This window comes from Streptomyces sp. NPDC056835 (genome assembly GCF_042789485.1).
Classification (GTDB): Bacteria; Actinomycetota; Actinomycetes; order Streptomycetales; family Streptomycetaceae; genus Streptomyces.
Genome location: NZ_JBHUBB010000016.1, coordinates 37,770 through 51,085, shown reverse-complemented (window position 1 = coordinate 51,085; position 13,316 = coordinate 37,770). Strand labels below are relative to the sequence as shown.

Sequence of the window (13,316 nt, the reverse complement as noted above, 5' to 3'; positions counted from 1 at the left end):
GTCCGGCTACGCGTCGTCCAAGCGCTCCATCGCGTCCCGTACCTGCCCGTTGAACTGCTGGACGATCGGAAGCGTCCCGTGAACCGAAACCTCGCGTTGGAAGTCGCCCACGTACCGCTGGAACCGGGCGGACTGGAGGGCGTCTCCCGCTTCGACAGCGAGACCGGCCGTTGTCACGGCGGCGTCGAGATCCCCGTTGAGTAGCTGACTCTGTGCGAGAACCATGCGGCAGAACCCGAGCGTGCGCGCGTACTTGGGGTCGGTGAGTGCTACGGCGCGCTCGGCGAACCGGACGGCTTCGGGGCCTTGCCCCAAGTCCCGGAAGCAGTGGCAGAACTCGCCGATCAGTTCGGCCTCGTCCATGTAGGCGAGCCATTCGGGATCGTCAGCGCCGTCGGCTCGCTCGAAGAACTTCTCCGCGTCATTCATCGCGCGGGCGGCGCCCTTGTGGTCCTGAGATGTGGACAGCGCGCGGGCCTCGTGGGCGGAGAAGAGCGCCATAGCTCGTGGTGTCGAACTGCCCTTCCCTCCCTCCACCGATGCGCGGGCGAGCATGACGGCCCTGGGCACTCGGCCCAAGTAGTTCGCCTGATGGCTCATGTTGGTGAGGATGCGCGCACCCATCATGCGGTCCCCGGACACCTGGGTCAGACGCAGCGTCGACATCATGTAGCGGTCCGCAAGGGTGTGGTTTCCGCTGTCGTACGCGCTCCAGGCAAGGAGCTGCGACATCTCCGACGCTGCCGCGAAAAGTGCTTCTCCCACCTTGGCGCTGTAGCCGGCGCCGAGGAGAGGCAGGGCGTCTTCGCGGAAGTAGTGCCGGAACGCCTTGTGCGCGTGTCCGCCGCCGAACTGGAAGTCGAGCTGCATGAAGAAGCCGGCGGCGGTCCGGATGGCTGCGACGTCGCGCATGCCGACTCGACGCGTGGCGGAGGCGTCCGTAGGAACACCGTCCGGGCGGGACACCAGCCAGGCAAGGGCGGCGGAGTGGACATCGCTGTCAGGAAGGGGAGGGTCATCCTCCGGCCCGTCCTCCGGGCGCTGGTGCGTGAGGCTGTCCAGGGTGTTCAGCGTCTCGGCCAGGGAACCGGCGTACGGCATAACGACCGTGGAGGCGGGGGCCGGCGCTGCCCCGGGGAAACCGAGGTCTTTCGGGGTGATCCGCCGTCGTAACTTGTCGCTCAGTGCCTCGGCGACGAACGCGGCGGTCTGCCGCTGGATTCCGGCACCGTCCCTCCATCGTTGAACAGCGACGTGCGTGGTCCCCAAGCGCTCACCGTGCCGCTCCGCGACCTCACGAACCCGCTTGGCCAATCCCTTGTTCGAGGATCCTGCCTCCGCCATGACGGCGGCCAACTGATGATTCGGCTCTCTGCTCACGTTCTGCTGGCACCCCCGGCGTCACGCCAAGTGCTCATCCTGTCACAGCAGTTTCGAGTGAGGGGGTTCACCGTGAACCCCCGTACCCGAAATTCGTGAACCCTCGTGTGTACGTGAACCCCCATGTGAACGCTGCCGCATGGCCAAAGACGGTCGTTGACTGTCGAGACAAGACACCCCGGCGGTGCGTAGCGGCACCCCGGGGCATGGCCCACCTGAGAAAGCAGGTAGACATGCGGAACCCTATCGGCAGGATTTTCGAGTCGCTGCTGAGACTGCTATTTCCCGCCCCGGGCCATCATCGCGCGGCCAAAGCCAGCCCTGTCATTCGCTGTGTGGACACACCGACGATGAGCCTGCCACGCGTTCCCGACCCGTACATCTGGCGCGCGATCCGTGGCGAAGACGTCCGCCTCGTCCGCCCGTACGTCATCGCGCACGAGCGTCGCACTCGCCCCGGTCCGGCTTGCGGCTACCGCATGGGCCTGGTCTGCACCGCCCACTGGACGGGGGTGGCACAGTGAGCAAGAACCCCCGTCTCCTGCCGTGGCTCGGCCCGGCCGGACAACGCTCGTACCTCGTGACGGACGACGGTCGGAGCCATCTGTCCCGGCTCGCCGACCAGATGGAAGAGGTGCAGCTCCAAGCTGGTGACGTCCTCCTCGGCCACGCGGCCGGCATGCTCAAGGACGAGAACGTCAAAGCCTGGGAACTCCGCTACCTGAGCGCCCGGCTGTACGAAGCACTGAGCGACGCCCTGCGGGTGGCCGAGAGCCGCGGCGACCGACTCCCTGAACCCGACGACGACATCGAACCGATCGATGACGGCAACAACGGCCCGAACGACATCACGTCACCCTCCGAGGAGACGCCCGCATGAACCGGCCTACCCGCAAGACGCCTGAATGGCAGATTGGACCGGTAGCGGGCCAGTCACTCAGTCGCGACCAGAATGGCCAACTGACACTGCCGCTCCAGGTCGTCCACCTCGGTAAGCACGTCGCCACTTCATCGCTGCTGCTGACCGTGGCAGAGGCCGAGCAACTACACGCCTCGCTCTGCTATGCACTCGACGGCGAACCCATGCCCGACAATGCGCCGGACTGCCGCAAGCCCATCCAATATCCCGGCGGCCGACAACGATTCTGATCTCTCCCCGGCCTACGAGCTCCACCCACAAAACCGCTGACATAACACCGGACCACCCCTCAAACCCTGGCAGGCGCGGGGTGGTCCAGTTGGGGACCGGCACAAACGATCACGAACCCCGGTGCCGAAGGTACCGGGGCCTTCGTCGTGTCCTCCTACGGCGCGGCCCGGCAAGGTCAGTGTTCAGCCAGCCTGCGGGGAAAGGGACTTGAGAGAATTGACGGCATACGATACCTCTTACTCAAAGGGGAGGATGGCGCATGACGCTTCGCGAGTTCCTATACGTCGACACTGACAAGGTAAGGGCAATGCTGGCCCAACTGGACGGAGGGATTGCAGAAGAATCTAGGGAGACGGAACGTAAAGAAAAAAGGACAACTGTAGGCCCACGCGTCGCTGGGCAATATTTTATATCTGGACAGCGAGGCGGATATTCTGTTCGCTCGATACGGAACGGAGCGGCAGGAATGGACAATCGTTGGCAGTATCGGCAGTTACGGCACAGAGGAAACCGCTTTGCCTGACATGGATTTCTACAATCCGGACGGAAGTGTGAATAGGGCGGAGTTTGCAGAGAGCATGAACGCTCAGATGCGAAATCTGGGGCGCTTGGGCTTCATCGACCTTCCGCAGCATCCTGGCTTCTCGCTTATCCCGTTTGCCGTGTACCGATCCATCCCCCGGAGCGGTGCCGTGGCGCTTACCGAGTGACTCGACCGGACGAGGTGTTGAGCTTCCCGGTGTCAACTAGGGCGGCGTACCGAGGATGTGGCAAAGGCCGTGCAGCCCCCCAGCCACGGCATAGCCCCTTCTCTGGCATCCGACGGCTGATTGTTATGTGCGCGGTACGGGCACTGGCCGGACTGGAGCGGGGCGTCATCGGCGCAGCCGACGCGACGCAGGAGCGCCCTTGACGCCCGGCCCGGAACCGCGAAACTGAAGCCTGAGGGGCGGCCCCCACCCGCCATGACCGACTCCGGGTCACCCCGACTACCCCCCGCCGTTGCGCGCCAAGTCCAAGGCGTAGGCCGGGTACCAGTCCCCCGCCTTGGGGCCGCCCTTGCAGTCGCCGTCCGACTCTCCCGGGCGCTTGATCCAGAGGTATGCCTTGACCAGTGGGTCGCCGGTCTTCGTGGTCGGTTGTTCGCCGAGCGCCCGGCCGGGCGGGTTGCACCAGTTCTCGGCCGGATCGCCCTTCGTGTAGGGGCCGTTGCCGTTGCGGCTGGTGTCGATCACGAAGGGCTTGCCACCGACCTTCGCGGAGAGCCGTTTGCCGAAGTCCTTGCTCGCCGTGGTCGGGTAGAAGTTCGACACATTGACCGAGAAGCCGTCCGCGTCGGCGATGCCCGCCCGCTGGAGCGGTTCGAAGAGCGCGTCGGGTGTCTGCCAGCCGGCGTTGCCCGCGTCCAGGTAAACGGAGGTCGCGGGCTGCTGCTTGAGCCGCTGGATGGCACCCTTGAGCAGGTCGTACCGCTCCTCGTGGAACTCGCCGGGGGTGCAGCCGTCCACCAGGTGCAGTACGGCGTCGGGCTCCAGGATCACGGTCGTGCGGCGGTCGCCGATGCCCTTCGCGACCTGGTCGACCCACGCGCGGTACGCGTTGCCGTCCGAGGCGCCGCCCTTGGAGAACTGGCCGCAGTCGCGGTGCGGGATGTTGTAGAGGACGAGCAGCGCGTCGCGGTCGGCCTTCTTCGCCGCTTCCGTGAAGCCCTTGGTCTGTGCCTCGGGGTTGTCGGGCCCGATCCACTCGGCGACCGGCTGTTCGGCGATCTTCCGGATCAGCGCGGCGTTCTCGGTGGCGCCCGCGCTGTCGTACGCGGCGACCTGACGGGCCGCCCTGCCGTCGGGGTTGACCCAGTACGGTGCGTCCGCCTTGGGCCGCTGGCCGATCGGCGCCGCCTTCGTACCGCCGTCGCCGTCGCCGCCGCCGTCACCGTCGGACGAACAACCCGCGAGCAGCAGCACCGCCCCCGCCGCCGCCACACCGGCCCGTACGCGTCCGGCCCCGGCGCCACGGCCGCGACGGCGACCGCGACCGGAATAACTGCCGTACATTCACTCCCCCTTGGTGCACCGTCACTGTGTCCGGGGTCCGGGGCCGCCCTCCCCCGGCCGAGCCGGCCCGGTCGTCGCCAATCCTGGCATACGGGCCCCGGGCCGGGCCGCGTCCCCGTCAGCTGTCGCGCGGCTCGCTCACTCCCGTCAGATACGCCGAGACCACCACGTTCGCCGAGTAGGAGCGCGTCGCGCGGTCGAAGGTTCCGCCGCAGGTGATCAGCCGCAGCTCGGCACGGGACTTCTTGTGCGGCCCATAGACCTTGTTCGCGTCGAAGCGGTCCCTGCCGAAGACCCGCACATCGTCGATGGTGAACTCGGCGATCCTCCCGTCGGCCCTGGTCACCCGGATCTTCGCGCCGGGCCTGGCCGCGCTCAGCCCGTGGAACACGGCCGGTTTCGTCTCGGTGTCGGCATGGCCGACGAAGAGCGCGGCGCCCTCGGCGCCCGGCCGGGCCCCGCCGCCGTACCAGCCGACCGCGCGCGGTGTCGCGTACGGCGGCGGATCGATCGCCCCGGTGGCATCGAGCCCGCGGGCCACGACCGGCGCGTCGATCCCCATCGCCGGCACTTCCACCCGCCGCGGCTCCGCCGGCTCCAGCGCGGTACGGGCCGGTGGCAGCGCCACCCTCTGCGGGCGGCCGACCGCCGCCACATCGCCGGTGGTGAGCGCGGACCAGCCGCCGGGTCCTTCGCCGATGTCGCGGCCCCAGAGCCAGAGCCCCAGCAGCAGGACGGCCCAGGTCACCCCGGCCAGCAGTCTGCCGATGCCCGGGGCGGCGCTCCGGCCCGGCATATCAGTCCGAGTCCCGCTCGGAGTGGCGCGAGCGGCGTGCGCTCCTGAGGGCCACGGCGACCGCGGCGACGCCCGCCAGGACCAGGCCGATCACCGCGTGGGGCATACCGGGCCCGGTAGCCTCCGCGGCGGTCCGCGTGTCCGTATCCACGTCACGTACGTCCTGCACTTCATGTGCGTCACGTACGTCCCGCACGTCACGTGCGTCATGTGCGTCACGTGCATGTGCGTCAGGTGCGTCCGCGGCCAGGGGCGCCGCACCTCCGCCGCCCGCCCGGACCGGTGCGACGGGACTGGCGTGGTGAGCGGGCGAGTCCTGGCGCTCGTGCGATCCGGCGCCGGCGACGACATCGAAGCCGCCCGCGCCCGCGTGACCATGGCCGTCACAGCGCACGTCGACCTCGTATCTGCCCTCCTTGACGGAGGGGCCGATGACGGTGGATCCGGTCAACGCGCCGCCGGCGCCGCCTTTCAGTTCCGCCTCGGCGACGAAGACCCGCGCCCCGGCGGCACCCGAACCGCTCCCGCAGCCCTCGGCCCTGATCTCGATCTCACCGCCCGGGGCGACCGCGGACGGCGTGACCGTGACCCGTACGGAGTCATGGGCCCGCGCGGTGACGGCGCCGAGTGCGGGCGTGGCCACCAGTACGGCGACCGCCCCCGCGGCACGGAGAGCGAGCAACCCTGAACGCATCGTGAACCTCCTGGTACACGACAGACTCACGCGCGCCGCGGGATTTCGCATCCGCAGCGCGCGGTCACTCGCTCATACGCCGCACGGACACACTCCGACGCGGTCGATCAGACGCGGTCGATCAGACGCGCCGGTCAGAGGCGTCGCTCAGAGGCGGGCGATCAGACGCGGTCGACCAGATCGGCGATCGAGTCGACGATCTTCGACGGACGGAACGGATAGCGGTCCACATCCCCGGGGGTCGTCACGCCGGTCAGCACCAGGAAGGTCTCCATCCCGGCCTCCAGTCCCGCCAGCACATCGGTGTCCATCCGGTCACCGATCATCGCGCTGGTCTCGGAGTGCGCGCCGATGGCGTTGAGCCCGGTCCGCATCATCAGGGGGTTGGGCTTGCCCGCGAAGTACGGGGCCTTGCCCGTGGCCTTGGTGATCAGCGCGGCGACGGCGCCGGTCGCGGGCAGCGGGCCCTCGGTCGAAGGGCCGGTCTCGTCGGGGTTGGTGCAGATGAACCGCGCTCCGCCGTTGATCAGCCGGATCGCCCGGGTCAGCGCCTCGAAGCTGTACGTACGGGTCTCGCCGAGCACCACGTAGTCCGGCTCGTGGTCGGTGAGGATGTAGCCGATGTCGTGCAGGGCCGTGGTCATCCCGGCCTCGCCGATGACATAGGCCGTACCGCCGGGCCGCTGGTCCTCCAGGAACTTGGCTGTGGCGAGCGCCGAGGTCCAGATGTTGTCCACGGGCACATCGAGCCCCATCCGGGCCAGCCGGGCCTGGAGATCGCGCGGTGTGTAGATGGAGTTGTTGGTGAGGACGAGGAACGGCTTGCCCGACTCCCGCAGTCGCTTGATGAACTCGGCGGCGCCGGGGATCGGGACCCCCTCATGAATGAGGACGCCGTCCATGTCGGTGAGCCAGGACTCGATCGGCTTGCGCTCTGCCACTGGACTGTTCTCCGCTCTGCGGTGGCCAATAATGCACGGTCCGACACGCTCAGCCTAACCAGCGCGTGCGGTGGACGGCACGGGGTCCCGCCCACCGCGCGAGCGATCAAGGTGGAGGCCGGGAGGGAGGCCCGGCCGGGAGGTCCGTCAGCTGCCGGTGGCCGACTTCCAGGCGTCCACGTACGCGTCGAGGTTCTTCTCGATGTCGTTCCAGTCCGGCTCGAAGATCTCCACGCCGTCGATCAGCTTCGTGAGCGCGACGGCGTTCGCGTCGGTGGGCTTGATGTCCGTACGGGCCGGGAAGCCGCCGCCGATCTCGCTGACCTGCCGCTGTGCCCGCTCGGCCAGCATGAAGTCGAGGAGCTTCTTGCCGTTGGCGCTGTGCGGGGCCTTGCTGACCAGTCCGGCCGCGTACGGCAGGGCGAAGGTGGTGGGCTTGCCGCCGTCCTTCGCGGGGAACCAGATGCCCAGGTTCGGCATGGACCTGGCCTGCGCGAAGTTCATCTGGACGTCTCCGTTGGCCACCAGGATCTCGCCCTTGTCGACCTTGGGGGCGAGCTTGGAGGTGGAGGACGACGGACCGACGTTGTTGGCCTGGAGCTTCTTGAGATAGGCCATCGCCGGCTCCTTTCCGCCGAAGTCGTGCATGGCCTTGATGACCACGGCCGTGCCGTCGCCCGCGACGCCGGGCGTCGAGTACTGGAGCTTGTTCTCGTACGCCGGGTCGAGCAGGTCCTCCCAGGTCGTGGGCGCCTGCTTCAGCTCCTTGGTGTTCCGGATGAAGCCGAAGTAGTTGTTGACGACCGCGGTCCAGGTGGAGTCTGCGGACTTGCCGGCCGGGTCGAGATTCCCGGCGCCGCGCGGATCGTACGGCTGGAGCAGCCCCTTGGCGTCGGCCTGCTGGATGAACGGCGGGAGGGTGACGAGGACATCGGCCTGGGTGTTGGACTTCTCGCGGACGGCGCGCTGCACGACCTCGCCGGATCCGCCCTCGACGTAGTTGACCTTGATGCCGGTCTCCTTCTCGAAGTCCTTGAAGACCTGGTCGTACCAGCCGTCGCCGTTCTCGCCCTTGAGTCCGTCGGCGCTGTAGACGGTGACGGATTTCTCGTCCGAGGCGGTGGAGGAGCCGCCGCAGGCGGTGAGGGAGAGCGCGAGTACGAGACCGCCCGCGATCAAGGGCAGGGCGGGCTTCCGAGAGGCGAGGATCCGAGAGGCGGATATCTGCGGGGCGGGGATCGGCCGGCGAATGAAGGCGCGCATAACGTGGTCTTCTCCTAGCGGAAAGTGGCTTTGGTGCGGATACGGGAGAGGGCGAGCAGCACCAGCAGCGTCGTGCCCATCAGGACGACGGCGACGGCCGAGCCGGTGAAGAGGGAGCCGCGGTCGGTGGCGGTGAAGATCCGTACCGGCAGCGGCATCCAGTCGGGCGGATAGAGCATCATCGTGGCGCTCAACTCGCCCATGGACAGGGCGAAGCAGAGGCCGGCGGCCGCGTTGAGCGACGGCAGCAGGAGCGGGATCCGCACCCGCCACAGCACATACGAGGGGCGGGCACCGAGCGACGCCGCCGCCTGTTCGTACATCGGGTCGAGCCGCCGGACGGCCGCCGACACCGACTGATGGGCGAACGCCGTGACCAGCACGGTGTGCGCCAGGATGACGATCCAGCGCGTGCCGTTGAGCAGCAGCGGCGGTTGGCTGAACGCGACCAGTACGGCGAGCCCCACGACCACTGACGGCACGGCGACGGGCAGCATGAACAGCGCTTCGAGGGCGCGACGTCCGCGCCTTTCGAGCGCGGCTCCGGCCAGCGCGGCCCAGGTCCCTATGGTCAGCGCAAGCAGACTGGCGGTGACGGCCGTGATCAGGCTGGTCAGCAGGGCCTGGAGGGATTCCCCGCGTACGGCGGCGCTGTAGTGCCCGGCGGTCGGCCCGGAGGGCAGCGCGCCCGACCAGTTGGTGGAGAACGACGCGGCGACCACGACGAGCAGCGGCAGCGCGAAGAGCGGAAGGAAGAGGACGAGGAAGCCGCCCCAGGCGGCCCATCGTCCCGTACGGCTATGCACCAGCACGGCGAGCCACCATTCGGTAGACGGCGTACAGCCCGACGGAGAGCGCGACATTGACGACGGCGACCACGCAGGCGGCCGGATAGTCGGATTCGAGGATCGCCTTGCTGTAGATGAGCGTCGGCAGGGTCGTGACGCCCTTGGCGCCGGTGAAGAGCACGATGCCGAACTCGTTGAGGCAGAGGACGAGGACGAGACTGCCGCCGGCGGCCAGCGCGGGCAGCGCCTCGGGCAGGATCACCCGCCGCACGATCCTGGCCGGCCGGGCGCCCAGCGAGGACGCCACTTCGATCTGCGCGGTGTCGAGTTGGGAGAAGGCGGCGAGCAGCGGGCGCATCACGAAGGGCGTGAAGTACGTGATCTCCGCGAGGAGCACGCCCCAGGGAGTGGTCAGAAACCGCACCGGCCCGGACGCGGCGCCGGTGACGTCCGTCCAGGCGCCGTTGACCATGCCGACCGTGCCGTAGATGAACAGCAGCGCGAGCGTGATCAGGAAGGACGGGAAGGAGAGGAAGACATCGATGAAGCGGGCGACCGCCCGGCTGCCGGGGAACGGTACGAAGGCGATGACGAGGGCGAGTGCGAAGCCGAGGACCAGACATCCGGCGGTCGAACCGACCGCCAGCCAGACCGTGGTGGTGAGCGCTTCGCGGAAGGCCGCGGAGGCGAAGACCTCGGTGTACGGCTCGATCGAGGTGCCGCCCGTGTCGGGTGAGAAGGACTGCCGCACGACCAGGGCGAGCGGATAGAGGAAGAAGACAGCGAGGGCGGCGACGGGAGGCAGGGCCCAGAGAAGCCTCCGGTCGCGCCGGGCCCCACGGGTCTCCCGCGTTTCGGGGTCCTTCCCCGTCCCGGGTGGCCGTACGGACCGCCGCTCCGCCACCTCACCGGACACGGCACTAGACATCGGGGCCACCGATCCCCGCGCCCGCGGGCAGCAGCACCGCGTCCTCGGGCGCGAAGTGCACGGTCACCTCGTCGCCGAGGGCCGGGGGCTCGCGCAGTTCCCGTACGTCCGCCTTGAGCCGGTGGCCCGCCACCTCCACGTACAACCTGTGGGTGGAGCCGCGCCACTGCACCTCGGCGACCGTGCCGCGCAGGGCGTTGGGCCCGGCGCCGAGACCGACGAGATGCGGGCGTACGCAGAGGGTCGCCGTGGCACCCCGCGCCGCGTCGCCGGTCGCGACCTCGATCTCCGTACCCGCGAAGCCGACCCCGGCCGCACCGACCGTGACGGGCAGCAGATTCGCGTTGCCGACGAACGACGCCGTGAACTCGGAACGGGGGCTGCGGTACAGCTCGCGCGGGGTGCCGCAGTCCGTCAGCCGGGCCCGGTCCATGACGGCGATCCGGTCCGCCAGAGTAAGCGCCTCGACCTGGTCATGGGTGACGTACAGGACGGAGACATCCGGCAACTCGCGGTGCAGCCGGGCCAGTTCGGTGAGCATTCCGGAACGCAGCCGCGCGTCGAGCGCGGAAAGCGGCTCGTCGAGGAGCAGCACCCGGGGGCGGATGGCGAGCGCGCGGGCGATGGCGACGCGCTGCTGCTGACCGCCGGAGAGTTCACGCGGGTAGCGCCGGGCGTACGCGGCCATACCGGTCAGCCCGAGCGCCTCGGCGACCCGGCCGGGGATCTCGCTCCTGGGGACCTTCGGGTCCCGCCGCGCCTTGAGTCCGAAGGCGACGTTCTCCTCGACCCGCAGATGCGGGAAGAGCGCGTACTGCTGGACGACCATCCCGATGCCGCGTCGGTACGGCGGCAGGTCGGTGACGTCCCGGCCGCCGATGAACACCCGCCCGGCGGCCGGCCGGACGAATCCGGCGACGGCGCGCAGCGCGGTCGTCTTGCCGGAGCCGGAGGGGCCGAGGAGCGCCATGAACTCCCCCGGCTCGACGGTCAGATCGAGGGAGTCGAGGACGGTCGTCCCGCCGTACGCGACCGACACGCCGTCGAAGCGGATGCCACTGCGTTGGGGCGAGTGCGAGGTGCCGGGGTGGAGGGTGTCGGGGTGCGAGCTCCCAGGGTGCGAGGCGTCGGGGTGGGAGGTGTCGGGGTGCGAGCTCCCAGGATGCGAGGTGCCAGGGGTGTCGGCGCCGGGAGTGGCGTCCCTGACCACGCGGCCGGTCATCACTCCGCCTCCGCCGCGGCGAGGGCGGCCGGCAGACCGGCGACCGACGTCAGGACATGCGTCGCGCCGTTCGCCTCCAGCGCGTCCCGGTCATGGGCGCCGGTGAGCACCCCCGCGACGACCCGCGCGCCGGACCGTACCCCGCTGAGCATGTCGTACGACGTGTCCCCCACGACCGCGATCTCCCGGACCCCGTCGGCAGCGCGGGTACGCAGGAAGGCCGCGAGCACCATGTCCGGGTACGGACGCCCGCGCCCGCCCGCGTCGGCCGGGCAGAGGGTGAGCTCCACCAGGTCCCGCCAGCCCAGGGCGTCGAGGATCGCGTCCTGGGTGACGCGGGCGAAGCCCGTGGTCAGCACTACCGTCCGGCCCTGGGCGCGCAGCTCCTCGATGGCGTCGCGCGCACCGGGTACGGGCGCGATGTGCCCGGCGGCGACCAGCTCCCCGTACGCCGCCTCGAAGGCGGTGTTCGCCTGCTGGGCCTTCGTCTCGTCCCCGAAGAGATGCCGGAAGACGGAGATCTTGGACTCGCCCATGGTGGCGCGCACATGAGCGAGCATGGACTCCGGCTCGGCGCCCATCCGGCGCACCGCGACCGCGAAGGCGCGCTCGACGAGTCCGCCGTCGGCGACCGTGGTGCCCGCCATGTCCAGCACGACCAGCTTGATCGCGTCGATCGCGCCCTTGGTGCCGTCGGCCGGCTTTCCCGTCCCGTTCGGCTTGTTCGGCATGTTCACCTTGCTCGCCTCATTCACCTTGCTCACCAGTCCAGTTCGTTCGCGGTCGTCTCGGCGATGGCGGGCGAGCAGGTCATCCCGCGCCCGCCCGGCCCCGTCACCAGCCACACCCCGTCCCGCACCCGCTCCCGGTGCACGACCCGCCTGGTGTCGACGCACTGCGCGTACACCCCGGCCCAGCGGCGCCTGATCCTCGGCAGCGGCCGGCCGAGGAACGACTCGACGAGGGCCGAGAGATGCGCGTACGGGTCGTCCAGCAGGTCGAAGGCGAAGGGGTGCGCGTACTCATGGGTGTCGCCGATGGTCAGCCCACCGTCCACGCGCTGCACCATGAGCAGTTGCATCCGGTGCTCGGCGGCGACGGGGTCCTGTGCCTGGCCCGCGTTGAGCGCGTCGAGCGCCGCGCTCGCGTAGGCCGGGTAGTAGCGGAAGCTGTCGGCGTCCGCGACGGAGGTGGTGAGATCCTCGCCGAGGGGATCGGTCTGCATCATCTGCAGGCGCACACGGCGCACGGGCAGATCGGGCACCAGCTCGCGGACGAGCCCGCTCAGCGCGGCGCCCGTACAGAGGATGACGGCGTCGCCGGTGTGCGTCTCGCCGTGGTCGTCGCGGACTGCGTGCTCACCGACGACCTCGCGGACCTCGCGCCCGCCGAGGTAGGTGTACCGCCCGGAGGCCAGCAGCTCCCGCTTGAGGGCGAGTTGGGCCGTACGCGGCTCGACGGCCGCGTCCCGCTCGCACCACAGAGCGGCCGTGAAGTCGCCCCGGAGCGCCGGGTTGACCGTCCGCGCCTCGGCGGGGGTGAGCAGGCGGTAGCCGCGGGCGGCGGCGTCGGGGCGGGAGGCCGCCGCCTCGGCGACAGCGAGCTCCAGCTCGGTACGTACCGGTGTCAGCGAACCGTTGGCCCGGAAGCCGAGGTCAGGGACGCGGCGGCCGATGTCCTCCCACAGCTCGCGGGCCCGCAGCGCCGTCTCCAGCTCCTCGCCGCCCGCGCGGCCACTGACCCAAATCTGCCCGAAATTACGGAGAGAGGCCCCTCGCGCCTCGGTCTCGCGCTCGATCTGTACGACCTCGTGGCCGCGGTTCACTGCGTGCCAGGCGTGCATGGTTCCCACCACGCCGGCTCCTACGACGATGACTCTCACGGCGGTAACGCTCCTCGCGGCTGGTGGACCGGAGCCGTCCAGTCGGCGACCGAACGGTGAACGGGCCCTCAAGTTTGGACCAGACCCGTTATCTTCCCGTGATCGAACGAGATAGTCCTGACCGCCCTGGCGTCTGGTCGCCAGTCGTGATCCCGGCTGTCGCGAACCGTCAGTCGCGAGTCCGACGTCGCGGACCCGACGTCGCGGACCCGACGTCG

14 protein-coding genes are annotated in these 13,316 nt (G+C 69.5%); 3 read left to right on the top strand and 11 right to left on the bottom strand.

The window, feature by feature from the left end; genetic code table 11:
• Positions 1 to 6 precede the first annotated feature (6 nt).
• On the bottom strand, positions 7 to 1,380 hold the full coding sequence (locus ACFRMN_RS19870) for a sporulation protein (RefSeq protein WP_383021180.1): 1,374 nt from the start codon (positions 1,378 to 1,380) through the stop codon (positions 7 to 9).
• Between the two features lie 335 nt (positions 1,381 to 1,715).
• Here ACFRMN_RS19870 and ACFRMN_RS19865 point away from each other — a divergent pair, with 335 nt between their 5' ends.
• From ACFRMN_RS19865 to ACFRMN_RS19855, 3 genes are read left to right on the top strand one after another with little or no spacing between them, the layout of a single operon-like run.
• The gene (locus tag ACFRMN_RS19865; RefSeq protein ID WP_383021177.1) at positions 1,716 to 1,904 is read left to right on the top strand and encodes a hypothetical protein; all 189 of its coding nucleotides are present in this window, start codon (positions 1,716 to 1,718) and stop codon (positions 1,902 to 1,904) included.
• The gene (locus ACFRMN_RS19860; protein WP_383021174.1) at positions 1,901 to 2,260 is read left to right on the top strand and encodes a hypothetical protein; all 360 of its coding nucleotides are present in this window, start codon (positions 1,901 to 1,903) and stop codon (positions 2,258 to 2,260) included. The genes ACFRMN_RS19865 and ACFRMN_RS19860 overlap by 4 nt, the downstream gene beginning before the upstream one ends.
• Positions 2,257 to 2,529, top strand: a complete 273-nt coding sequence (locus ACFRMN_RS19855; RefSeq protein WP_383021171.1) for a hypothetical protein — start codon at positions 2,257 to 2,259, stop codon at positions 2,527 to 2,529. Before ACFRMN_RS19860 ends, ACFRMN_RS19855 begins: the two co-directional genes overlap by 4 nt.
• Positions 2,530 to 3,519: 990 nt before the next feature.
• Here ACFRMN_RS19855 and ACFRMN_RS19850 read toward each other — a convergent pair.
• The 10 genes from ACFRMN_RS19850 to ACFRMN_RS19805 all read right to left on the bottom strand — a co-directional run bounded on the left by ACFRMN_RS19850 (position 3,520) and on the right by ACFRMN_RS19805 (position 13,098).
• Positions 3,520 to 4,584 carry a glycoside hydrolase family 6 protein gene (locus tag ACFRMN_RS19850; protein WP_383021168.1) on the bottom strand — a complete coding sequence of 355 codons (1,065 nt, stop codon included), beginning with the start codon at positions 4,582 to 4,584 and terminating at the stop codon, positions 3,520 to 3,522.
• A gap of 118 nt (positions 4,585 to 4,702) precedes the next feature.
• The gene (locus ACFRMN_RS19845; RefSeq protein WP_383021166.1) at positions 4,703 to 5,380 is read right to left on the bottom strand and encodes a class F sortase; all 678 of its coding nucleotides are present in this window, start codon (positions 5,378 to 5,380) and stop codon (positions 4,703 to 4,705) included.
• A gap of 1 nt (position 5,381) precedes the next feature.
• Complete coding sequence (locus ACFRMN_RS19840; protein WP_383021163.1) at positions 5,382 to 6,074, bottom strand: hypothetical protein; 693 nt, start codon at positions 6,072 to 6,074, stop codon at positions 5,382 to 5,384.
• A 161-nt stretch (positions 6,075 to 6,235) separates the two neighbouring features.
• Complete coding sequence (locus ACFRMN_RS19835; protein WP_365972511.1) at positions 6,236 to 7,015, bottom strand: HAD-IIA family hydrolase; 780 nt, start codon at positions 7,013 to 7,015, stop codon at positions 6,236 to 6,238.
• Positions 7,016 to 7,162: 147 nt separating this feature from the next.
• Positions 7,163 to 8,278 carry a 2-aminoethylphosphonate ABC transporter substrate-binding protein gene (locus tag ACFRMN_RS19830; RefSeq protein ID WP_383021161.1) on the bottom strand — a complete coding sequence of 372 codons (1,116 nt, stop codon included), beginning with the start codon at positions 8,276 to 8,278 and terminating at the stop codon, positions 7,163 to 7,165.
• Positions 8,279 to 8,292: 14 nt separating this feature from the next.
• Positions 8,293 to 9,090, bottom strand: coding sequence for an ABC transporter permease (locus ACFRMN_RS19825; protein ID WP_383021158.1), 798 nt, complete (start codon positions 9,088 to 9,090; stop codon positions 8,293 to 8,295).
• Positions 9,077 to 9,994, bottom strand: a complete 918-nt coding sequence (locus ACFRMN_RS19820; protein WP_383021156.1) for a 2-aminoethylphosphonate ABC transporter permease subunit — start codon at positions 9,992 to 9,994, stop codon at positions 9,077 to 9,079. Before ACFRMN_RS19820 ends, ACFRMN_RS19825 begins: the two co-directional genes overlap by 14 nt.
• The gene (locus ACFRMN_RS19815; RefSeq protein WP_383021153.1) at positions 9,987 to 11,216 is read right to left on the bottom strand and encodes an ABC transporter ATP-binding protein; all 1,230 of its coding nucleotides are present in this window, start codon (positions 11,214 to 11,216) and stop codon (positions 9,987 to 9,989) included. Before ACFRMN_RS19815 ends, ACFRMN_RS19820 begins: the two co-directional genes overlap by 8 nt.
• Positions 11,216 to 11,947, bottom strand: a complete 732-nt coding sequence (locus ACFRMN_RS19810) for a phosphonatase-like hydrolase (RefSeq protein WP_383021424.1) — start codon at positions 11,945 to 11,947, stop codon at positions 11,216 to 11,218. The genes ACFRMN_RS19815 and ACFRMN_RS19810 overlap by 1 nt, the downstream gene beginning before the upstream one ends.
• Positions 11,948 to 11,976: 29 nt before the next feature.
• Complete coding sequence (locus ACFRMN_RS19805; protein WP_383021150.1) at positions 11,977 to 13,098, bottom strand: TIGR03364 family FAD-dependent oxidoreductase; 1,122 nt, start codon at positions 13,096 to 13,098, stop codon at positions 11,977 to 11,979.
• Positions 13,099 to 13,316: the final 218 nt, after the last annotated feature.

What these genes read in the sequence shown, in the direction of transcription:
- ACFRMN_RS19855 (WP_383021171.1), top strand. Translation starts at nt 2,257, where the DNA reads ATGAACCGGCCTACCCGCAAGACGCCTGAATGGCAGATTGGACCGGTA.
- ACFRMN_RS19850 (WP_383021168.1), bottom strand. Translation starts at nt 4,584, where the DNA reads ATGTACGGCAGTTATTCCGGTCGCGGTCGCCGTCGCGGCCGTGGCGCC.
- ACFRMN_RS19845 (WP_383021166.1), bottom strand. Translation starts at nt 5,380, where the DNA reads ATGCCGGGCCGGAGCGCCGCCCCGGGCATCGGCAGACTGCTGGCCGGG.
- ACFRMN_RS19840 (WP_383021163.1), bottom strand. Translation starts at nt 6,074, where the DNA reads ATGCGTTCAGGGTTGCTCGCTCTCCGTGCCGCGGGGGCGGTCGCCGTA.
- ACFRMN_RS19830 (WP_383021161.1), bottom strand. Translation starts at nt 8,278, where the DNA reads ATGCGCGCCTTCATTCGCCGGCCGATCCCCGCCCCGCAGATATCCGCC.
- ACFRMN_RS19820 (WP_383021156.1), bottom strand. Translation starts at nt 9,994, where the DNA reads ATGTCTAGTGCCGTGTCCGGTGAGGTGGCGGAGCGGCGGTCCGTACGG.
- ACFRMN_RS19815 (WP_383021153.1), bottom strand. Translation starts at nt 11,216, where the DNA reads ATGACCGGCCGCGTGGTCAGGGACGCCACTCCCGGCGCCGACACCCCT.
- ACFRMN_RS19810 (WP_383021424.1), bottom strand. Translation starts at nt 11,947, where the DNA reads ATGCCGAACAAGCCGAACGGGACGGGAAAGCCGGCCGACGGCACCAAG.